21 protein-coding genes are annotated in these 19,838 nt (G+C 59.0%); 11 read left to right on the top strand and 10 right to left on the bottom strand.

Annotation, left to right across the window (positions count from 1 at the left end; genetic code table 11):
* Positions 1-42: 42 nt before the first annotated feature.
* Complete coding sequence (gene clpX / locus ABOK31_RS04635) at positions 43-1,320, bottom strand: ATP-dependent Clp protease ATP-binding subunit ClpX (protein ID WP_047627083.1); 1,278 nt, start codon at positions 1,318-1,320, stop codon at positions 43-45.
* 297 nt (positions 1,321-1,617) lie between these two features.
* Positions 1,618-2,250, bottom strand: a complete 633-nt coding sequence (gene clpP, locus ABOK31_RS04630) for an ATP-dependent Clp endopeptidase proteolytic subunit ClpP (protein ID WP_174174280.1) — start codon at positions 2,248-2,250, stop codon at positions 1,618-1,620.
* A gap of 411 nt (positions 2,251-2,661) precedes the next feature.
* Here clpP and ABOK31_RS04625 point away from each other — a divergent pair, with 411 nt between their 5' ends.
* Positions 2,662-3,906, top strand: a complete 1,245-nt coding sequence (locus tag ABOK31_RS04625; RefSeq protein ID WP_349958855.1) for a GGDEF domain-containing protein — start codon at positions 2,662-2,664, stop codon at positions 3,904-3,906.
* Between the two features lie 140 nt (positions 3,907-4,046).
* Here ABOK31_RS04625 and pstB read toward each other — a convergent pair whose 3' ends face one another.
* From pstB to ABOK31_RS04590, 7 genes are all read right to left on the bottom strand, one after another.
* Positions 4,047-4,880, bottom strand: coding sequence for a phosphate ABC transporter ATP-binding protein PstB (pstB, locus tag ABOK31_RS04620; RefSeq protein WP_083961298.1), 834 nt, complete (start codon positions 4,878-4,880; stop codon positions 4,047-4,049).
* 29 nt (positions 4,881-4,909) lie between these two features.
* Entirely contained in the window at positions 4,910-5,761 is an 852-nt protein-coding gene (gene pstA / locus ABOK31_RS04615) for a phosphate ABC transporter permease PstA (RefSeq protein ID WP_174174276.1), read from the bottom strand.
* Positions 5,762-5,772: 11 nt separating this feature from the next.
* Positions 5,773-6,744, bottom strand: a complete 972-nt coding sequence (gene pstC, locus ABOK31_RS04610) for a phosphate ABC transporter permease subunit PstC (protein WP_174174274.1) — start codon at positions 6,742-6,744, stop codon at positions 5,773-5,775.
* A gap of 76 nt (positions 6,745-6,820) precedes the next feature.
* Positions 6,821-7,792: a phosphate ABC transporter substrate-binding protein PstS gene (gene pstS / locus ABOK31_RS04605; RefSeq protein ID WP_234910559.1), complete on the bottom strand. Its 972-nt coding sequence runs from the start codon at positions 7,790-7,792 to the stop codon at positions 6,821-6,823.
* A gap of 314 nt (positions 7,793-8,106) precedes the next feature.
* Positions 8,107-8,451 carry a cupin domain-containing protein gene (locus ABOK31_RS04600; RefSeq protein WP_349957904.1) on the bottom strand — a complete coding sequence of 115 codons (345 nt, stop codon included), beginning with the start codon at positions 8,449-8,451 and terminating at the stop codon, positions 8,107-8,109.
* Between the two features lie 140 nt (positions 8,452-8,591).
* Positions 8,592-9,875 (bottom strand): O-acetylhomoserine aminocarboxypropyltransferase, encoded by a 1,284-nt coding sequence (locus tag ABOK31_RS04595; protein ID WP_349957903.1) that lies wholly within the window; start codon positions 9,873-9,875, stop codon positions 8,592-8,594.
* Between the two features lie 168 nt (positions 9,876-10,043).
* Positions 10,044-10,472 (bottom strand): CoA-binding protein, encoded by a 429-nt coding sequence (locus ABOK31_RS04590; protein WP_015339469.1) that lies wholly within the window; start codon positions 10,470-10,472, stop codon positions 10,044-10,046.
* A gap of 113 nt (positions 10,473-10,585) precedes the next feature.
* Between ABOK31_RS04590 and ABOK31_RS04585 the strand changes: the two genes are divergently transcribed.
* The 9 genes from ABOK31_RS04585 (at position 10,586) to ABOK31_RS04545 (ending at position 18,341) form a co-directional block, all read left to right on the top strand.
* A complete protein-coding gene (locus ABOK31_RS04585) occupies positions 10,586-10,912 on the top strand; it encodes a hypothetical protein (RefSeq protein WP_174174269.1) in 327 nt (108 codons plus the stop codon).
* 823 nt (positions 10,913-11,735) lie between these two features.
* Positions 11,736-12,572 (top strand): EamA family transporter, encoded by an 837-nt coding sequence (locus ABOK31_RS04580; protein WP_349957902.1) that lies wholly within the window; start codon positions 11,736-11,738, stop codon positions 12,570-12,572.
* Positions 12,573-12,809: 237 nt separating this feature from the next.
* Positions 12,810-13,274 carry a 50S ribosomal protein L13 gene (rplM, locus tag ABOK31_RS04575; protein ID WP_004122374.1) on the top strand — a complete coding sequence of 155 codons (465 nt, stop codon included), beginning with the start codon at positions 12,810-12,812 and terminating at the stop codon, positions 13,272-13,274.
* Between the two features lie 2 nt (positions 13,275-13,276).
* The gene (gene rpsI, locus ABOK31_RS04570) at positions 13,277-13,747 is read left to right on the top strand and encodes a 30S ribosomal protein S9 (RefSeq protein WP_075852256.1); all 471 of its coding nucleotides are present in this window, start codon (positions 13,277-13,279) and stop codon (positions 13,745-13,747) included.
* A 139-nt stretch (positions 13,748-13,886) separates the two neighbouring features.
* Positions 13,887-14,150, top strand: coding sequence for a hypothetical protein (locus tag ABOK31_RS04565; RefSeq protein WP_174173789.1), 264 nt, complete (start codon positions 13,887-13,889; stop codon positions 14,148-14,150).
* A gap of 64 nt (positions 14,151-14,214) precedes the next feature.
* Positions 14,215-14,592 carry an antibiotic biosynthesis monooxygenase gene (locus ABOK31_RS04560; RefSeq protein ID WP_174174267.1) on the top strand — a complete coding sequence of 126 codons (378 nt, stop codon included), beginning with the start codon at positions 14,215-14,217 and terminating at the stop codon, positions 14,590-14,592.
* A complete protein-coding gene (gene speB / locus ABOK31_RS04555) occupies positions 14,573-15,526 on the top strand; it encodes an agmatinase (RefSeq protein ID WP_349957899.1) in 954 nt (317 codons plus the stop codon). Before ABOK31_RS04560 ends, speB begins: the two co-directional genes overlap by 20 nt.
* A gap of 137 nt (positions 15,527-15,663) precedes the next feature.
* Positions 15,664-16,596, top strand: a complete 933-nt coding sequence (gene argC, locus ABOK31_RS04550; RefSeq protein WP_349957898.1) for an N-acetyl-gamma-glutamyl-phosphate reductase — start codon at positions 15,664-15,666, stop codon at positions 16,594-16,596.
* Between the two features lie 434 nt (positions 16,597-17,030).
* Positions 17,031-18,341 (top strand): tlde1 domain-containing protein, encoded by a 1,311-nt coding sequence (locus tag ABOK31_RS04545; protein ID WP_174174262.1) that lies wholly within the window; start codon positions 17,031-17,033, stop codon positions 18,339-18,341.
* Positions 18,342-18,365: 24 nt separating this feature from the next.
* Here ABOK31_RS04545 and ABOK31_RS04540 read toward each other — a convergent pair whose 3' ends face one another.
* Complete coding sequence (locus ABOK31_RS04540; protein WP_349957897.1) at positions 18,366-19,469, bottom strand: COX15/CtaA family protein; 1,104 nt, start codon at positions 19,467-19,469, stop codon at positions 18,366-18,368.
* Positions 19,470-19,581: 112 nt separating this feature from the next.
* Here ABOK31_RS04540 and ABOK31_RS04535 point away from each other — a divergent pair, with 112 nt between their 5' ends.
* Positions 19,582-19,791: a DUF2842 domain-containing protein gene (locus ABOK31_RS04535; protein ID WP_174174258.1), complete on the top strand. Its 210-nt coding sequence runs from the start codon at positions 19,582-19,584 to the stop codon at positions 19,789-19,791.
* Positions 19,792-19,838 lie beyond the last annotated feature (47 nt).

Raw genomic sequence — 19,838 nt, 5'->3', positions numbered from 1 at the left:
CCGTCGATGACGAGCCCCCGATTCGTGATCACGGATGGTGGATCAGGCCGTTGCGTTGGCCTTTTCCTCCTGCCGGTCGGCATAGATGTAGAGCGGGCGGGCAGAGCCACGAACCACTTCCTCGGAAATGACCACTTCGCGCACGCCTTCCAGCGCGGGTAGTTCGAACATGGTGTCGAGGAGGATCTTTTCCATGATGGAGCGCAGACCACGAGCACCCGTCTTGCGGACGATCGCCTTGCGGGCGATTTCGCGCAGGGCATCCTCGTGGAAGGTCAGCTCGACGTCTTCCATTTCGAACAGGCGCTGATACTGCTTCACCAGCGCGTTCTTCGGCTCGGACAGGATCTGGATCAGCGCATCCTCGTCAAGGTCCTCCAGCGTCGCCAGAACGGGCAGACGGCCGATGAATTCGGGGATGAGACCGAACTTCACCAGATCTTCCGGCTCCAGCTCGCGCAGCACTTCGCCGACGCGACGGTCATCCGGAGCCTTGACAGTGGCGCCGAAGCCGATCGAGGTCTTCTCGCCACGGGCGGAGATGATCTTGTCGAGGCCCGCAAAGGCGCCGCCGCAGATGAAGAGGATGTTGGTCGTGTCCACCTGCAGGAATTCCTGCTGCGGATGCTTGCGGCCGCCCTGCGGGGGAACCGAAGCCACGGTGCCTTCCATGATCTTCAGAAGCGCCTGCTGCACACCCTCGCCCGAGACATCGCGCGTGATCGACGGATTGTCCGACTTGCGGGAAATCTTGTCGACTTCGTCGATGTAGACGATGCCGCGCTGCGCGCGCTCGACGTTGTAGTCGGCAGCCTGCAGCAGCTTCAGGATGATGTTTTCGACGTCTTCGCCGACGTAGCCCGCTTCGGTCAGCGTCGTCGCATCGGCCATGGTGAAGGGAACGTCGATGATGCGGGCGAGCGTCTGAGCAAGATAGGTCTTGCCGCAGCCGGTCGGGCCGACGAGCATGATGTTCGACTTCGCCAGCTCGACGTCACCGTTCTTCGATGCGTGAGCGAGACGCTTGTAATGGTTGTGAACGGCAACAGAGAGAATCTTCTTTGCCTGCCGCTGGCCGATGACGTATTCGTCAAGAACCTTGATAATGTCCTGCGGGGTCGGAACACCGTCACGCGACTTCACCATCGAGGATTTGTTTTCCTCGCGGATGATGTCCATGCATAGCTCGACGCACTCGTCGCAGATGAATACGGTCGGTCCGGCAATCAACTTCCGGACTTCATGCTGGCTCTTACCGCAGAACGAACAATAAAGCGTGTTCTTTGAGTCGCCGCCGTTGCTGCCGCTGACTTTGCTCATATCACTTTCCTTCCAGCACGCCGCAAATTTCCAATTTGAAATCGCGGTCCACTCTATGCGCCCGCCGGACCTGCCCCTCGTTTGCAGATCGCGGCGCCCTTCAGGGTACTGAACGCAGGCCAGGCAACCAACCGGAACTGCGTGGCAACGATCCCCCTTCGAATGCCGAATGCTATGTCATAAAAACGCTACATAGCATTAATGCCTACTATTACCGTGTTCCGCTCCACATTAAACCCCTATTCGATCACAAATGGGATAGAACTGTGGCGTAGAAGTCACCGCCTCGTGGATTAATCACGAGGCGCTTTCACCCTCTATTTCGGTACGCGACGTCAGCACCTTGTCGATCAGACCCCATTCCTTGGCCTCCTCCGAGGACATGAAATGGTCACGATCGAGCGTCTGCTCGACCTCTTCATAGGTCCGGCCGCAATGCTTGACGTAAACTTCATTGAGGCGACGCTTCATCTTGATGATGTCGCGGGCGTGGCGCTCGATATCCGAAGCCTGGCCCTGGAAACCGCCCGAAGGCTGGTGAACCATGATGCGGGAATTCGGCGTTGCGAAACGCATGTCCTTGTCGCCGGCGGCCAGAAGCAGCGAGCCCATCGACGCAGCCTGACCAATGCAGAGCGTCGAAACGGCCGGCTTGATGAACTGCATCGTATCGTAGATCGCCATGCCGGCGGTCACGACACCGCCCGGCGAATTGATATAGAGCGCGATTTCCTTCTTCGGGTTTTCGGCCTCGAGGAAGAGAAGCTGGGCGCACACCAGCGTCGCCATATGGTCTTCGACCGGTCCGGTCAGGAAAATGATGCGTTCCTTCAGCAGGCGGGAATAGATGTCGTAAGACCGTTCCCCGCGGTTGGTCTGCTCGACAACCATCGGCACCAGAGCCATAGCTGTATCGACTGGATTTCTCATGTGCGTCCTTTATCAAACTTGCCCCGGCGACGGAAACGCCGGGAATCGGAGTAAAAATCCTTTACTCCTACATAGAGTGTCCCTGCCCTGCACTTCAAGACGCCCGAAAGCATAACGTCAAAAAGCACTAATGCCCCACGAGGCGTTGACAAAGCATTTCTAACCACGGCTCCTCGAATGCCAAGACGCCGTAGCGACGCACCATCCGCTACCCACTACAATTCGCAATCGCAAGGTGAAGGAAGCATGAAGGTCTGTGCCGGTCTGGCGGAGATCTCCAGCACAGGCAAAATTTACCAACTGATTTAAGGAACTTGCCATCTTATTGGGCAAGGATGAGCCGATCGCGGAAATCGTCGTGCTGTTTGCGCCGACGGCCGAAAACAGCGGAGACATCCGATCGTGCTGAATATGACCACAGGCCTCACCATATGGTGTTCGGAAGCCATCACCTTGGCGACCGTCCTCCTTCTTGCCTGGCGGCACGATCGCAAATCCCCCGCCTATTTGATCTGGGCTCTGGGTTTCACCGTCAGCGCCGCGGGCTTCGCCCTGGTGGCAGCTCGCGGCGTCATCCCCGATATCTGGTCGATCCAGATCGGCAATGCCGTGGGGCTGCTTGGCGAAAGCGCCTGGATCGTCGGCTTCCGCATAATGGACAAACGCAAGCTGGAATGGTCGGCATTTCTGCCGCCCGTGCTCTGGCTGATCGGCGTCAGCCTGCCATGGGTCACGGATAATTTCATCAATCGCATCATCGTCTACGATCTCGCAGGAGCCGTCGGCGCGACCTTGCTCGCCTTCGCCGTCCAGCCGGCTGACGGCCGGCGCGAGCCGGCACGCGGACAGCTCGGCATCGTCTTCGTGACACTCGCCTGCTTCTGCTTCGGCTCGGCTCTCTGGATGGTGTTGATGGCCCCGCCATTGGGACAGGCCATGATCTATCGCGGCTACATGGCACTCGGCTATGCTCTGCTCATCATCGTCGCCATCATTCTCAACGGCAAGCTTCTCATGGAACGCGCCGAGCGCCGCTGGCGGGCGATTTCCATCACCGATACTTTGACCGGCGTTCTGAACCGGCGCGGTCTCCAGGAAAGCTACGAGATTCTTGTCGGCGAAGGACAGCAACAGCCACGGAAGCTCGCCGCATTGCTGTTCGATCTCGACCATTTCAAGAAGATCAATGACCGCCATGGCCACCAGGCAGGCGACGCGGTTCTGGTCGAGTTTGCCCGTATCGCCCGTCAGTTCGTGCCTCGCACTGGCGCATTCGGCAGAATGGGCGGAGAGGAATTCGTCGCCTTCGTTCCGATAGACGAGCAGTCGCAGGCCGAAGCGCTGGCGGAAACCATCCGCGCCGATTTCTGCCGCGTGCCGCTGCTTGCCGGCCGCTCGCTGGTGCCGGCGACGGTCAGCATCGGCGTTGCGATCATGCCGCGCGACACGGTCAGCTGGGACCGGCTGGTTTCCTTTGCAGACCGCGCACTTTACGCCGCCAAGCGCGCAGGTCGCAACTGCACCATCGTCTTCAATGAAATGGAGACCGCGGGAGAGCCCGACGCGACGACTGCGGCGGATGAAGGCGAGCTGGTGCCGACGCTCGACGACCAGATCCACGCCTTGCGGCGCATGGGCACGATCGCCAGGATGTGACCGGCCTATCCGGCACATCCCATTCGATAGTTTTGGCTTGACCAAATCATACAATCGCCCAACAAAGCGGCCGCTCTCAAACACAAAAGGCGCGCCTGAACAGCGCGCCTTCGCAAATCGTGCGGCAATCTCCGGCCGTATCAGCCGTAACGACCGGTGATGTAGTCTTCCGTGCGCTTGACCTTCGGCGCCTGGAATATCTGCTCGGTCTGGCCGTATTCGATCAACTCGCCAAGATACATGAAGGCGGTGCTGTCGGAGATACGGCTCGCCTGTTGCATGTTGTGCGTGACGATGACGATCGTGAAATCACCCTTCAGCTGCGACACCAGTTCTTCGACCTTGGCGGTGGAGATCGGGTCAAGAGCCGAGGTCGGTTCGTCGAGAAGCAGGACTTCGGGGCGAATGGCGATGGCGCGAGCGATGCAGAGGCGCTGCTGCTGGCCGCCGGAAAGGCCAAGTCCGCTCTGGTGCAGCTTTTCCTTCACTTCGCTCCACAGCGCCGTTTCCGTCAGCGCCGCTTCGACGCGAACGTCCATTTCCGCCTTGGAAATCTTTTCATAGAGCCGAATGCCGAAAGCGACGTTTTCATAGATCGACATCGGGAACGGCGTCGGCTTCTGGAACACCATGCCGACCTTGGCGCGCAGATCGTTCAGATCGACGTCCTTGGTGAGGATATTGCGACCGTCCAGCAGGATCTCGCCCGCAACCGTCTGGCCCGGGTAGAGATCATACATGCGATTAAAAGTGCGCAGCAGCGTGGACTTACCGCAGCCCGAGGGGCCGATGAAGGCGGTGACCGCATTTTTGCGGATGTTCATATTCACGCTCTTCAGAACGCGATGGCCGTTCTGATAGGTGAAATCGAGGTTCTTCACCTCCAGTTTCGCCAGGCCGAGATCCGACTGGGACGCGGCGTCCTTCCCCGGCTGTGCGTTGACGCTCTGGAAATTGCTGTCGCTCATGTTCATGGTCTCATTCCTATCGTTCGGCGGCTGCGTCACTGGCGGCGCCCACTCAAGACACGGGCAAGGACGTTTAGCGCAAGGATGGCAACGGTGATGATCAGCGCGCCGGCCCAGGCAAGTTGTTTCAGATCCTCGCCGGCATCGGCGGCGAGCGTGTTGATCGCAACCGGCAGCGTGGCGATCGGACCGGTCAGGCCCGCATTCATGAATTTACTATAACCGGCGGTGAAGAGAAGTGGCGCGGTTTCGCCGCTGATGCGGGCGACAGCCAACAGGATGCCGGTGAGGATGCCGGTCCAGGCGGAGCGATAAATCACCAGCGTCATGGACTTCCAGCGCGGCGCGCCGAGCGCGGCGGTCGCCTCGCGCAGCGCATTCGGCACCAACAGCAGCATGTCCTGCGTCGTGCGGTTGACGACCGGGAGGGCGATCAGCGCCAGCGCGAGGATGCCGGCGATCGCGGAGTTGCCGTGCATGGGCACGACGACAGCGCCATAGACGAACACGCCGACAATGATCGAGGGCGCCGACAGCAGGATGTCATTGATGAACTTGGCAAACTCGGCAAGCTTGGTGCCGTTGGCATATTCCACCAGATAGGTGCCGGCGAGAATGCCGATCGGCGCGGCGATCAGGATGGCGCAGCCCGTGACCAGCACAGTACCGTAGATTGCGTTGATCAGGCCACCGCGGGAGCCCTGAGCCGGGATCGACATGGTGAACACGTCGAGGCTGAGCGCCGATACACCGCGATAAAGCAGGCTCACAAGGATCACGCTGAGAAAGAATATGCCAAGGACGGCCGCGAGGAAGCACAAGGCCATCATCACCCGGTTCTTACCATAGCGTCTCGACACGAGGTTCTGACGAATTGCATTTTCCATGGGCTTTATCCTCAATGCGAGTCGCCGCGGCCGATCATCCACCTTGCGAGCGCAAGCACGCAGAAGGAAAGGACAAACAGGAGCAGACCGAGCGCAATCAAGCTCGACAATTGCAGACCGTCGGCATCGCCGAAGTTATTCGCGATCTGGGCGGAAATGGTGGTGGACGGCGAGATGATCGACGATTGCAGACGGCTCACCGAGCCGACGACGAAGGTAACGGCCATTGTTTCGCCAAGCGCGCGGCCGAGGCCGAGCATGATGCCGCCGACGAGGCCGCGACGTGTGTAGGGGATCAGGATGTGGCGAGCCACTTCCCATGTCGTCATGCCCATGCCGTAAGCGGATTCACGCAGCATCGGCGGCACAGTGCTGAACACGTCGCGGGCGATCGCGGTGATGAACGGGAGGATCATGACGGCGAGCACGAGGCTTGCCGTCAACAGGCCGACGCCCGGCGCCGGCGGCTGGAACAGCAGGCCGATCACAGGCACCTGGCCGACAGTCATCATGAGAAAGGGCAGAATATAGTTCTGCATCAGCGGCACGAGAATGAACAGACCGACGATGCCGTAGATGATGGAGGGAACGCCGGCCAGAAGCTCGATGGCCGTGCTGATCGGACGGCGCAGGCTGCCGGGGCAAAGTTCCGTGAGGAAGATGGCGATGCCGATGCTCAGGGGAACGGCAATCAGCATGGCGATGAGTGCACTTACCAGCGTACCGACCACGGCGGGCACAGCGCCATAGATATCGGCAGGAGCGCTCCATTTCGTACCCCAGAGGAACGAAAGTCCGAAGGCCTGGAAGGTTGGCAAGGCATCGATAACGAGAACTGCAAGGATTGCCAGCAGCAGAAGCACGACAAGAGCAGCCGAGCCAAGCGTCATAAAATAGAAAATCCGATCCTGTGTCCGGAATTTTCTGGTGGCGGCGGTGGTATCCAGTGCCTGGAAGCCAGCCGTCTGAGTCGCGTCAGCCATCGATTTCCCCTTGTCCCGTCACGTAAGCCGGCGGACAGAGTTATACCCTGTCCGCCGCAACTTCTCACGCAGCAAATTACTTCGTGCCGAATTCCGTCTTCCAGGACTTCTCGACGATCTCGGCAACATTGTCCGGGATCGCAAGATACGACAGGGCGGTCGCGTCCTTCTGACCATGCTCATAGGACCACTTGAAGAACTTCAGCGCTTCTTCGTTCTTGGCAGCATCGGCCGGCTTCTTATAGAGCAGAACCCAGGTCGAAGCGGCAATCGGCCAGCTCTTTTCGCCCGGCTGATTGGTGATGATCAGGTTGAAGTTCTTGGCCTTGGCCCAATCTGCGTTGGAAGCAGCAGCCTTGAACGTGTCGAGGCTCGGCTCGATAACCTTGCCGGCAGCGTTCTTCATCTTCGCGAAACCGATGTGATTGGCGACGACGTAGGAGTATTCAACGTAGGAGATCGAACCAGCGGTCTGGTTGACGGTGGTGGAAACGCCTTCGGAACCCTTGGCGCCGAAGCCGACCGGCCATTCAACTGCCGTGTTCGAACCAACCTTTTCCTTCCACTCCGGCGAAACCTTCGCCAGGTAGTCGGTGAAGTTGAAGGTCGTGCCCGAGCTGTCGGCGCGATAAACGACGGAGATCGTCGTGGAGGGCAGCTTTACTTCCGGGTTGAGAGCCTTGATGGCTGCATCGTCCCACTTGGTGATCTTGCCGAGGAAGATGTCGGCCAGCGTCTTGCCGTCGAGAACGAGTTCGCCCGGCTTTACGCCTTCAACGTTATAGGAAACGACGATGCCGCCGGAGATCATCGGGAACTGGGCAATGCCGTTCTTTTCGAGGTCAGCGTCGCTCATCGGCTTGTCCGAAGCGCCGAATACGATGGTCTTGTCGAGGAGCTGCTTGATGCCAGCGCCCGAACCGACCGACTGATAGTTGACGACATTGTTCGTCGCAGCCTTGTAGCCTTCAGCCCACTTGGACAGAACCGGTGCGATGAAGCTCGAGCCGGCGCCCGTGATATCGGCAGCAGAGGCCGAAACGGACATAGCCGCGATGAAGCCTGCAGTCAGGCAGAGCGAACGAAATTTTTGATTCAACATGATTGAACTCACTTCCCAGAGTGATGAAAGGATGGCGAGCAGGAGCTAAGCACGAAGTATCCCATCGGTTAGGAACCCCACCTCGATCTCCTGGCGACAGTGATGGCTCTAATGCCGCATTGTTTCAGTTTGATGACAGTTTAATGAAGCGGCGGTGACACAACCTGCAGCAAGCATGGCGGCCATTGCGGAGCCGCAGGGAAAGGCTCGCATCCTTTCATGAAGCAGGGCGATCTTCACGTTTTGAATCAAGATCATACTCAAAGGCGGATTACATAGTCCTTGCGAGTCGTTTCAATAACTTCCCAAGTCCCCTTGAAGCCCGGCTTCAAGATCATGCGGTCGCCTGCACGCAGATGAAACGTCTCGCCGTCATCGGCTGTCACAATGGAATAGCCGGAGAGAATGTTGAAATACTCCCACTCGTCATAGGCGATCTTCCACTTCCCCGGCGTCGCCTCCCAGATGCCGGCATAAAGGCCGCCCTCAGCCTCATCGAGGCTCCAGGTTCGGAAGGCCGGGGCTCCCGAAATGAGACGATCCGCTGCGGGCGCGCCCGCCTCAGGCTCCACACCCTCGACATTCAGTTGCAGATAGGTTGCCACTTAAGTCTCCCGTCCGTCACGCTTCACCAGGACCAAAAAAGTCCGCGACCGCCATTGGCGATCGCGGACCGAGACAAGCATGAAATGCACTTCGGTCAAAGAGACCGACAAGCTTTTTCGGCCTCCCGCCGGGGCAGTCCTCAGACTTTTGCCAGTGCCTGCTCCAGGTCGGCGATGATATCCTTGACGTCCTCGATGCCGATGGACAGGCGCACCACATCCGGGCCGGCACCGGCGGCGACCTTCTGCTCGTCAGTCAGCTGCTTGTGAGTCGTCGAGGCGGGATGGATGACGAGCGAGCGCGTATCGCCGATATTGGCAAGATGCGAGAAGAGCTCAAGGCCTTCGACCAGCCCCTTGCCGGCTTCATACCCCCCCTTCAGTCCGAAGGTGAAGACCGAGCCCGCACCTTTCGGCGAGTAACGCTGCTGCAGGGCGTGGTTCGGATCGTCCTCCAGGCCGGAATAGTTGACCCACGCCACCTTCTCCTGCGCCTTCAGCCAACGCGCAACGGCGAGCGCATTGTCCGAATGACGCTGCATGCGCAGCGGCAGCGTTTCGATGCCGGTCAGGATCAGGAAGGCATTGAACGGCGAGATGGCCGGGCCGAGATCGCGCAAGCCCAGCACCCGGCAGGCGATGGCGAAAGCGAAATTGCCGAAGGTCGCGTGCAGCACGATGCCGTTATATTCCGGACGCGGTGAAGACAGCATGGGGTAATTGCCCGAAGCGGACCAGTCGAAAGTGCCGCCGTCGACGATGATGCCGCCCATGGAATTGCCATGGCCGCCGAGGAACTTCGTCAAGGAATGCACGACGATATCGGCGCCATGCTCCAGCGGCCGGATGAGATAGGGGCTCGCCAGCGTATTGTCGACGATCAACGGCAGGCCATGCTTGTGCGCGATGGCTGCGATTGCCGCGATATCGACGAAGGTGCCGCCGGGATTGGCAAGGCTTTCGATGAAGATGGCGCGGGTGCGGCCATCGATCTGCGCTTCGAAGGTCGCAAGATCCGCAGGATCGGCCCAGCGGACGCGCCAGTCGAAACTCTTGAATGATTGACCGAACTGATTGACCGAGCCACCATAAAGCCGTTTGGCCGCGACGAAATTGTCGCCCGGCTGCATGATGGCATGGAAGACGAGCAACTGGGCCGCATGACCGGAGGCGACCGCGAGGGCCGCGGTTCCGCCTTCGAGGGCGGCCACCCGCTCTTCAAGCACGGCCTGTGTCGGGTTCATGATACGGGTGTAGATATTGCCGAACTGCTGCAATCCAAACAGTGCAGCGGCATGATCGGCATCCTGAAAGACGAAGGATGTCGTCTGGTAGATCGGCGTCGCGCGCGCGCCTGTCGTCGGGTCCGGCTGCGCGCCCGCGTGGATCGCAAGCGTGTCAAAACCTGGGTTGCTGGCTGGCATATTTTTCCTCCCGCCGGATTTTGTTCGTAACGGGAAAAGCATAACGCCTGGCATATGAAAGTTAACCGCGAACTTTGCCGTGCTTCTTGGCTCGCGGAAAAAACTTGCCATCTTTCAGTGAGATCGCGCGATAAACGGCCGGAGACCGCCGTCGCGTGTGATCTCCGGTCATGCCACCAGGCGCGGATACTCGATCGCCGGGCAGCGGTCCATGACGACCCTCACCCCTGCGGCTTCCGCTCTTGCCGCGGCGGCGTCGTCACGCACGCCAAGCTGACCCCAAATGACCGGTGGCCGCGGCTCGATCATGATCGTCTCCTCCACGACCGATCGAAGATATTCGGGCGCCCGAAAAACGTCGACCATATCCACAGGCTCGGGAATGTCGGCCAGCCGCGCATAGACCCATTGTCCCAGAATTTCCTTGCCGGCCTGTCCGGGATTGATGGGGATGACGCGATAGCCCCTGTTCAGGAGATAAGCCATCACACCGTTGCTCGGGCGCGCGGGATTGGGCGAAGCGCCGACGAGCGCGATGGTCCTTACGGACAAGAGGATATCGGCTATATAGGAATCGTCATAACTATCGTGGTTCATCACGAAGCCTCCCACCTCGATCACACTTGCGTTTTGTCACAAATATGGAAACCGCAATGGCGGTCTCCGCGTATATATATTGTATTATAACAACTTCAGGGAGGATTACTCAGATGAAAAAATTCATCCTGCTGGGCCTGCTCGTCACCTCGGCAGCGACGCCGGCATTCGCGATTTCGCGATATAATTCCATGTCCATGACCTGCGCAGAAGCCAGGGCGGTCATCAACCGGGAGCGCGCGGTCATCATGCGCTACCCCGCCAAGAGAACACCGAACATGACGCTCTATGATCGCTATGTCGCGGATAGCGGCGCATGCGATCTGGGCTATTACGCCTATCAGGATTATCTCCCCACGAAGGATCGCGCTTCCTGTCCGGTGTATATATGCCGGCCGTCAACCGACCTCGATGACGATGATTTGATTTTCCCACGCTGATCGCAATGCGCTACGGCTAGACGTGGCGGACGACTCACGAGTTCGGTACGACCATTGATTGTCCCAGGCACGATGCATCTTCGGCAATGCAGTCGTGCTGGCGTCTTCATGCGCCCGTGTCCAGGCCATCCCCCAAAGCGCTTTCATAAATTTCCCCGATGCCGTGGGGTTGCGTTCTCATGAAATGCAATCTTTGTTCGCTATTTATTCACATATAAATTAGAAACTTCGCATGGACAGTCAATTCAAACGAGAACCGAATGCGAACGCGGAACATATGCTATTTCATTATTTTCCCACAGAATAATTTTCGCGTTCGCGCAACGATATACCCTGCGAATTTTTGGCTCTGGGATTCTATACTTAACTCTTAGTATGATTTTTATCAGCGGTGGCGCGCGTTAGCTGTAATATTTTTCATCTCTTGTAGAATTATCCACTCTATTCATGAGAGGAAGAGGGGCTGCGCGCGGCGTTTTCGCCGCGATTTTCGCACACCAAATCACAGGCAGCATTGCAAGCGACACGGCCCTCTGTCGTTTTTAAGTAAGAAGTGTCTAATGCTACTCCCGCGTTCACAGGACATGCGATATTTGTTCGCGCTTCATACTCCAATAAATTAGTTATTTATAATGCTGGAAAGGACAATTTGGAACATAACGAAAACGTCGCTCTCGACGTCCGTGATGATCGGAGCAGGCGGGCAATCCTCCATAATGACCGATATTTCGTTGCTTTTCGATGTATTGCGGATCATATGGGGGCTACACTCCCACAAAATACCAAGCATTGCCGTTAGGCCTGTCAATTCCCGAGGTTTTCCGTGTCTCTCGACGTTATCGCGCTCGTCCTTTTCGGCGCCCTGCTGCATGCGACATGGAATGCGATCATCAAGGCCGGAACCGATAAGTCGCTCGATGCGGCGCTGGTTTCAGCCGGCGGCGCAGTCGCGGCATTGCCTCTTCTGCCATTCCTGCCTCTGCCGGCCTCTGCGGCCTGGCCGTTCATCGGTGCATCCGCCATCCTTCAATTTGCCTATTTCCAGCTGGTGGCGGCCGCATATCGAGCCGGGGATATCGGGCTCGTCTATCCGCTGATGCGCGGTGTCGCGCCACTCATCATCGTCTCCACAAGCAGCTTCATCCTGAAGGAGACGCTTTCGGGCGGCGCGTTGATCGGCACCATGACCATTTGTGCCGGCATACTGACGCTTGCCTTCGAGGCGCGAAAGGGCAGCCGCCAGGCGATCGTTCTCGCGCTTGCCAATGCCGTCGTCATCGCGACCTATACCTATGTCGACGGCATCGGCGCGCGGGCATCGGGCAATTCAGTTTCCTATACCCTATGGATGGCACTCCTGCCCCCCGTTCTCCTTTTCGCCTGGGCGATATCGCAACGCGGCATCAATGCCGTCGCCGCCCATGTCCGCTATAACTGGTGGCGCGGACTGATCGGCGGCGGCGGATCGATCGCTTCTTATGGGCTGGCATTGTGGGCGATGACCAAAGCGCCGGTCGCCATGGTCGCCGCCTTGCGCGAGACCTCGATCCTCTTCGCTTTGGTGATATCGGTCGTCGTCTTGAAGGAGCGATCGAGCATCTGGCGCTATATTGCCGGCGCCATCATCGCCGCCGGAGTGCTGGTTTTGCGCCTGGGTTGACCATAAAATATGTGGTTTTATTTTACCACATAAGCAACATATTGATTTTTCTTTATAATTTTTACAGGCCGCCAATGAGGCGATATTGACGCAGGCTCTCAATCGCTCTATAAGCCGCCGCAGATCGCAGCCTTTTCGGGCTGCTTTCTTTTTGGCACGCATTCATGTGCGCCAAACCAAGCAACAAGAAACGCCCAGACGCCTTCGGGCCAAGGGTCCAAAAAGAGAGTATGCAACATGGCAACCTTCTCCCAGAAGCCTGCAGAGGTGGAGAAGAAGTGGGTTCTCATCGACGCCGAAGGGCTTGTCGTTGGCCGTCTCGCTTCTATCATCGCAATGCGTCTGCGCGGCAAGCATAAGGCTACCTTCACGCCCCACGTCGACGACGGCGACAACGTCATCGTCATCAATGCCGACAAGGTCGTCTTCACCGGCAAAAAGTACGAAGACAAGGTTTACTACTGGCACACCGGTTATGCCGGCGGCATCAAGGAGCGTACGGCTCGCCAGATCATCGAAGGTCGCTTCCCGGAGCGCGTCGTTGAGAAGGCCGTCGAGCGCATGGTTCCCCGCGGCCCGCTCGGCCGTCGCCAGATGAAGAACCTGCGCGTCTACGCCGGCTCCAACCATCCCCACGAAGCCCAGCAGCCGGTCGTCCTCGACGTCGCCAAGCTGAACAAGAAGAACGTAAGGAGCGCCTGATAATGGCTGACCTTTCCTCCCTGAAGGACCTCGGCACGACGTCGGAAGCAGCTGCTGCTCCGGTTCACGTCCGCAAGGTTGACTCGCTCGGCCGCTCCTACGCGACCGGCAAGCGTAAGGACGCCGTCGCCCGCGTTTGGGTCAAGGCCGGCTCCGGCAAGATCATCGTCAACGGCAAGGACTACACGGCTTACTTCGCCCGTCCGGTTCTGCAGATGATCCTGCGTCAGCCGATCGTCGCTGCTGCCCGTGACGGCCAGTTCGACATCATCGCAACCGTTGCCGGCGGCGGCCTCTCCGGCCAGGCCGGTGCCGTTCGTCATGGCCTGTCCAAGGCAATCACCTACTTCGAACCGGGCCTGCGCTCGGTGCTGAAGAAGGGTGGCTTCCTGACCCGCGACAGCCGCGTCGTCGAACGCAAGAAGTACGGCCGTGCGAAGGCACGTCGTTCCTTCCAGTTCTCCAAGCGTTAATCGCTTATCCGAGATCGGATTTTTGGAAAGGCCGGGTTTTCCCGGCCTTTTTCTTTTGCAGCAGCAAAAAGATGCAAATCCGCCAAGGCAAGCGGCCCATTTTGTGACAAAGTTCCGGTACAAGCACCGGGAGAGTTCAATGCGTGGATTCATCTTTTCGCTTCTGCTTTTGATCGCCAGCGCAGCACCCGCTCTGTGTGACGATGCCCAGCCAGCTCCGCCAGCCGACAAGGCCGCAGAGATGCAGAGCATGAAGGATTTTCTCCAGGCAACTCCGGACTGTCGCGAGTTCAACGACAGCTGCTCCTATTGTGTCGTGACCGATGGACAGGCCAATTGCTCGACGCCGCAGATCGCCTGCGTGAAAAAGGCATATCAATGCACCGCCAGATCGGGCAAATAAGCATCGAACACGACCTATCCGCGATTCACAGAACGGAATTCCGTTCCATCCCGTGAGGCACGTCATGAGCACCAACAAAGCATCCCGCTTTGCGGCCACTCCCGAGCCGCCCTACTACATCGTCTCCTTCGCCTCGATCCGGACAGCCGGCGACAATGGCTATGGCGCCATGGGTGAGCGCATGGAGGAAATGGCGCTGGCGCAGGACGGCTGTCTTGGGCTTGAGAGCGCGAGAGGCGCCGATGGCTTCGGCATCACCAATTCCTTCTGGCGGGACGAAGAGAGCATCCTTGCCTGGAAGAATGTCATGTCGCATCTGGCGGCGCAGAAGCTCGGCCGCGAGCGCTGGTACGAGCAATACAAGGTTCGCGTAGCGCGGGTAGAACGGGCCTACGACTTCCAGCGGGACAAAGGGGACGCGCTTGCCGAGCACATCGATTGATCACGCCTTCACTGCCGCCAGCCTGACCTCGGCTGCCAGCGACCCGACCTTTGCCGGCGCGCTCTCCTTCATGCGCCGCCGCTTCACAAAATCGCTTGAGGGCGTCGACGCCGTGGTCTGGGGCATACCCTTCGATGCAGCCACGTCAAACCGGCCGGGAACGCGCTTCGGACCGCAGGCGATCCGCCGCGCTTCGGCGATCTTCGACAATGATCCGCAATATCCCTTCGACCGCGATCTCTTCGCCGAGATGGCCGTGATCGACTACGGCGACTGTCTGCTCGACTACGGCAATCATCAGGATACGCCCGCTGCAATCGAAAGACAGGCGACGACGATCCTCGACAGCGGCGCCTTCATGCTGACGCTCGGCGGCGATCACTTCATCACCTGGCCGCTGTTGAAGGCGCAAGTCGCCAAGCATGGGCCACTGGCGCTGGTGCAGTTCGATGCGCATCAGGACACCTGGTTCGATGATGGCAAGCGTATCGACCACGGCTCCTTCGTTGCCCGCGCCGTGCGCGACGGGCTGATCGACCCGGACCGCTCGATCCAGATCGGCATCCGCACCCACGCGCCTGAGGATTTCGGCATCCAGATTCTGTATGGCCATCAGGTCGAGGACATGAGTGCCGGCGACATTGCCTCCCTGATTGTCTCCCATACCAAGGGCGCACCGACCTATCTGACCTTCGATATAGATTGCCTCGATCCGGCCTATGCTCCGGGCACGGGAACGCCGGTCGCAGGAGGTCCTTCCAGCGCGAAAATCCTGTCGGTGTTGCAAAGGTTGCATCAGCTTGACATCAGGGGCGCTGATGTCGTCGAAGTCTCCCCCGCCTACGACCATGCCGACATCACCGCCATTGCGGGCGCGACCGTGGCGATGTATATGCTCGGTCTCCACGCCGAACGACGTGCGAGCGGTCGCTGAGACATGATTTCGGGACAGGCATGATGGCTTTCCAAGGCTGCCCTGTCGTTTCCGAAGCGGCTGTTATGAAATTGAATCAACGACATGGCAAACTGAGTCCGGAAGTACTCTCAACCTATTGAAAGAGCAGGAATAAGATGGCACCGAAAATCTTCATCGATGGCGAACACGGAACCACGGGCTTGCAGATCCGCACGCGCATGGCCGACCGCCGCGATGTCGAGCTGCTGTCCATTCCCGAAGCGGAACGCCGCAATGCCGCCATGCGCGAGGACATGCTGAACAGTGCTGACATCGCGATCCTCTGCTTGCCCGACGATGCGTCGAAGGAAGCGGTGAAGATGGTAGCGGGCAACAATAATGTCCGCGTTATCGACACCTCGACAGCCTTCCGCATCCATCCCGACTGGGCCTATGGCTTTGCCGAAATGGACAGCAACCAGGGCAACAAGATCAGGGCGGCACGTTTCGTCGCCAATCCCGGCTGCTATCCGACGGGCGCAATCGGCGTCATCCGGCCGCTGCGCGCCGCCGGCATCATCCCGACAGGCTATCCCGTGACGGTCAATGCCGTGTCCGGCTATACGGGCGGCGGCAAGCAAATGATTGCGCAGATGGAAAACCCGGAGCATCCGGATGCCATCACCGCACCGCATTTCCTCTACGGCCTGCCGCTGACCCATAAGCATGTGCCCGAGATGACGACGCACGGCCTGCTGGAGCGTGCGCCGATCTTCTCGCCCTCCGTCGGACGCTTCCCCCAGGGCATGATCGTGCAGGTGCCGCTGCATCTCGGCGATCTCGCAGAAGGCGCGACGCTGGAGAGCATTCATGCTGCGCTCGTCGACCATTATGCCGGCCAGGATATCGTTCAGGTCGTCTCGCTCGATGAGAGCCGCGCCCTGCCCCGTGTCAACGCCGTCGAGCTCGCCGGCAAGGATACAATGAAGCTCTTCGTCTTCGGCACGCAGGGCGGAGCGCAGGTCAATCTGGTGGCGCTGCTCGACAATCTCGGCAAGGGCGCATCCGGTGCAGCCGTACAGAACATGGATCTGATGCTGAGCGCTTAACTCAGCCCGACGCAGATTGAAGCTCGATCAGCCCGGCCTATTCATCCATAGAGGATTGATCGGGCCGGGCTTTTTTCATGCCTGCAAGGCGTTTTGCATGATTTCGAACTCGCCATCGTCCTCGGCCTTATTTTTGCCGCTACGCTAAATTAGCCGAAGCTACACGGAAAAGTGAACGCCTGTGAGGCTCCGCGACCAATTGTCGGCCGGATTTACTCTCTAACGGCTTCACTGGCCCGGGTGAGTGGGGCGTTCAAAACTATCCCTTTTTTCAATGAATATCCAAGAATGAGCCATCGTAAAGGAATTGGTTACCATAATTCGGCATGCTTCCAGACAGCCGGCAAGTTGGCGACCGAACGCGACTTTCGCGTTAGGGCGCGTGTGCGTTCTTGAGCCGGCTTGGTGTCTGTGTAGTTTGGATAACGAGTATCATGGCGTTCGTGACCGAAACGTTCGGTAACTTCAATTCGCGCTCCGGCTACGCCTCGCGATCAAAAAAACCCTTCAGCATCCGTCCCGGCACTCTGGCCACCGGCGTCGCAGTCGCGGCTTTCGCCTGGGTCGCGGCGACGCTGATGACGACGCAATCGATGGTGCTGTCGCTTCCAGGCGCAGCGACATCGGCCGACAGCTTCCTGACGCCGCGAGCATCAGCCTTCATCGTTCCACAAAGCCCTATGGCGCATACCGCCCGGTATGCCAGCCAGACGACTTCACTGCATGGGCAAAGCCGCTTCGGCAACGTTGTAAGTGCAGAGGTTCAAACGAAAGCTAACGGTGCGGATGCGGTTCGTGTGCAACTGGCATATGCACTCGCACAACAGACATCCGATATGAAGCAGGCTCAGGATGCGGCAGCAAGCATCAAGAGCGGCCGTCTCGAAGTGGCCGCGGCACCACCGCAGACGATCGACCGTCTGCGCAAGGTGATCGCGATCAATTTCGCAACCGCAGTGCAATCGCTGAGTCAGGCAAAATACACAGCCGCCCTGATGCCGGCCGCAGGTCCCCTCAAGACAACCGAGCAGCCGACTGCAGTCGCTTCTGCAGCGCCTGAAGTCAGCCTGCCAGCCATTGCGGAAGCAAAGCCGTTGCCCGCCAGGGACGCCGACATTGCGGTGGCCGAGGCCGTGCTGAACGTTATCCCGATGGCCCGCCCTGCCCGCGAAACGCCCATGCAGCGCGCCAACGCCACAAGCGCTATCGCCAAGGCGACGGGCAATGAAACAACCGCACAGCCGCCATCGCGCATGATGGCCTATGCCGATCCGGATGACAGCTCCGTTCGCAAGACGAAGCCGTTCATCAACCCGTTTGCCGCAATCAGCCCTGGCGCAGGCACCGCGATCTACGATATCGAGGCGAAGACGGTCTATCTGCCGAGCGGCGAACGCCTCGAGGCCCATTCCGGCCTTGGCCACATGCGCGACAATCCCCGCTATGTCGACCGCAAAAACACCGGCCCGACGCCGCCTGAAACTTATAACCTGACCTATCGGGAAAGCCTGTTCCATGGCGTGCAGGCACTGCGCCTGACCCCCGCAAACGGCGCCCGCGTCTATGGTCGCGACGGCTTGCTGGCTCACACCTACATGCTCAGAGGCGGCCGCGGCGAATCGAATGGCTGCGTAGTCTTCAAGGATTACAACCGCTTCCTGGCTGCCTTCAGACGTGGTGAAATCAAGCGCCTGAAAGTGGTCACACGCGTGTCGTCGGCGGCAAGCGTCGCTTCCTCGCGCTAGAAAGAGCTTGAGGCGCAGAGCGCCTCAATTTCTCACGACGATCGAGGTCTGGCGCGGCAGTTCGCCATAGAAGCCGCGCCAATTGGCAATTGCGAAGCCGAAGACGATCAGAGCGCCGGCCTGATGCGCCAGGGCCAGATCGAGCGGCACATGCAGCAGCAATGTCGAAATGCCAAGGATCGCCTGAATCAGCACGAGCACGAAGAGAACGACGGATCGCCGCGCATGGGTCGTTTGCGCCGCCGCGCGCAGCGAGACGATCATGTTGATTGTAACGACGATGAACAGCGCATAGGCGCCGAGACGGTGAACGAACTGGACCGTCTTCGGATTCTCGAAGAAATTGATCCAGGCCGGCGACTGTATGAACAGATCGCTCGGCACGACGGCACCATCCATCAACGGCCAGGTATTGTAGCTGAGGCCCGCATCGAGACCTGCGACGAGAGCGCCGAGATAGATCTGGAATAACGCCATGAAGACGATCAAACCCGCAAGTTTCGCCGAATGGCGCGTCGGCGGCGGTTCGTTCGAATGCGGCGAAAGGGCGCGCATGAACCACATGCAGGCGGCAAAGATCAGACAGGCGGTCACGAGATGGGTGGCAAGGCGGTACTGGCTGACATCGGTACGCGCTTCCAGCCCCGAGGAGACCATCCACCAGCCGATCGCGCCCTGAAAGCCGCCCAGCAGGAAAATGCCGGCCAGCGGCAGCCAGAGCTTGCGCTCGACGCGACCGGTCAGGACGAAGAACAGCAACGGCAGGCCGAAGATGACGCCGATGGTGCGGGCAAGCAGGCGGTGCGCCCATTCCCACCAGAAGATGCCCTTGAACTCCTCGACCGTCATATCCTTGTTCAGGATCTGGAATTGCGGGATGCGCTTGTAGAGATCGAATTCGTCCTGCCATTCCTGTGCGTTCAGCGGCGGGATGACGCCGTGGATCGGCTGCCATTGCGTGATCGACAGGCCGGAATTGGTGAGACGCGTCGCACCTCCCACCAGCACGAGGGCGAAAAGAACCAAAAGCACGCAGGCGAGCCAGATGCGGATGGCGCGACGATTGCGGTCCTGACGAGCCACTTCCTTCAAAATAGCCTGTTCGGTCGTGAAATTAGTGGCAGCCATGGCTTCTCCCTTCGATCAGGCTGTTGATTTGCCCGATAGGGGCGTGCAAAACAAGTCCCGGGAGTTTGCGGCATGCCGTCGCGGCATGCTGTTATAATGAGGAGAAAACCCCGTGCCCCTTCGCCTGCGCAAATTCATAGGCATGATCCTGCTCGTGCTGTTGGTTGCAATCTATGCGATCGTCGCCATGATCGTTGCAGTGCGAACGCTTGCAGATCAACCCGGCTGGGTGCATTTCCTCTATTTCCTTGTCAGCGGCGTCATCTGGGTGCTGCCGGCGATGGGTATCATCAAATGGATGGCCGGGCCGCGCCCGCAATGACGCTCGCCCCGGTGCGATTTACACAAGACTAACCCTGATCCGCTCCT

This window comes from Rhizobium sp. ZPR4 (assembly GCF_040215725.1).
Taxonomy (GTDB): Bacteria; Pseudomonadota; Alphaproteobacteria; order Rhizobiales; family Rhizobiaceae; genus Rhizobium; species Rhizobium rhizogenes_D.
The sequence above is the reverse complement of the archived record's forward strand: the minus strand, read 5'-3'. Positions and strand labels throughout refer to the sequence as shown.

Excerpts from the sequence above, each read along its gene's own strand:
- clpX (WP_047627083.1), bottom strand. The coding sequence starts at position 1,320 with ATGAGCAAAGTCAGCGGCAGCAACGGCGGCGACTCAAAGAACACGCTT.
- clpP (WP_174174280.1), bottom strand. The coding sequence starts at position 2,250 with ATGAGAAATCCAGTCGATACAGCTATGGCTCTGGTGCCGATGGTTGTC.
- ABOK31_RS04625 (WP_349958855.1), top strand. The coding sequence starts at position 2,662 with ATGACCACAGGCCTCACCATATGGTGTTCGGAAGCCATCACCTTGGCG.
- pstB (WP_083961298.1), bottom strand. The coding sequence starts at position 4,880 with ATGAACATGAGCGACAGCAATTTCCAGAGCGTCAACGCACAGCCGGGG.
- pstA (WP_174174276.1), bottom strand. The coding sequence starts at position 5,761 with ATGGAAAATGCAATTCGTCAGAACCTCGTGTCGAGACGCTATGGTAAG.
- pstC (WP_174174274.1), bottom strand. The coding sequence starts at position 6,744 with ATGGCTGACGCGACTCAGACGGCTGGCTTCCAGGCACTGGATACCACC.
- pstS (WP_234910559.1), bottom strand. The coding sequence starts at position 7,792 with ATGTCCGTTTCGGCCTCTGCTGCCGATATCACGGGCGCCGGCTCGAGC.
- ABOK31_RS04595 (WP_349957903.1), bottom strand. The coding sequence starts at position 9,875 with ATGCCAGCCAGCAACCCAGGTTTTGACACGCTTGCGATCCACGCGGGC.
- ABOK31_RS04590 (WP_015339469.1), bottom strand. The coding sequence starts at position 10,472 with ATGAACCACGATAGTTATGACGATTCCTATATAGCCGATATCCTCTTG.
- ABOK31_RS04585 (WP_174174269.1), top strand. The coding sequence starts at position 10,586 with ATGAAAAAATTCATCCTGCTGGGCCTGCTCGTCACCTCGGCAGCGACG.
- rplM (WP_004122374.1), top strand. The coding sequence starts at position 12,810 with ATGGCAACCTTCTCCCAGAAGCCTGCAGAGGTGGAGAAGAAGTGGGTT.
- rpsI (WP_075852256.1), top strand. The coding sequence starts at position 13,277 with ATGGCTGACCTTTCCTCCCTGAAGGACCTCGGCACGACGTCGGAAGCA.
- ABOK31_RS04565 (WP_174173789.1), top strand. The coding sequence starts at position 13,887 with ATGCGTGGATTCATCTTTTCGCTTCTGCTTTTGATCGCCAGCGCAGCA.
- ABOK31_RS04560 (WP_174174267.1), top strand. The coding sequence starts at position 14,215 with ATGAGCACCAACAAAGCATCCCGCTTTGCGGCCACTCCCGAGCCGCCC.
- argC (WP_349957898.1), top strand. The coding sequence starts at position 15,664 with ATGGCACCGAAAATCTTCATCGATGGCGAACACGGAACCACGGGCTTG.
- ABOK31_RS04545 (WP_174174262.1), top strand. The coding sequence starts at position 17,031 with ATGGCGTTCGTGACCGAAACGTTCGGTAACTTCAATTCGCGCTCCGGC.
- ABOK31_RS04540 (WP_349957897.1), bottom strand. The coding sequence starts at position 19,469 with ATGGCTGCCACTAATTTCACGACCGAACAGGCTATTTTGAAGGAAGTG.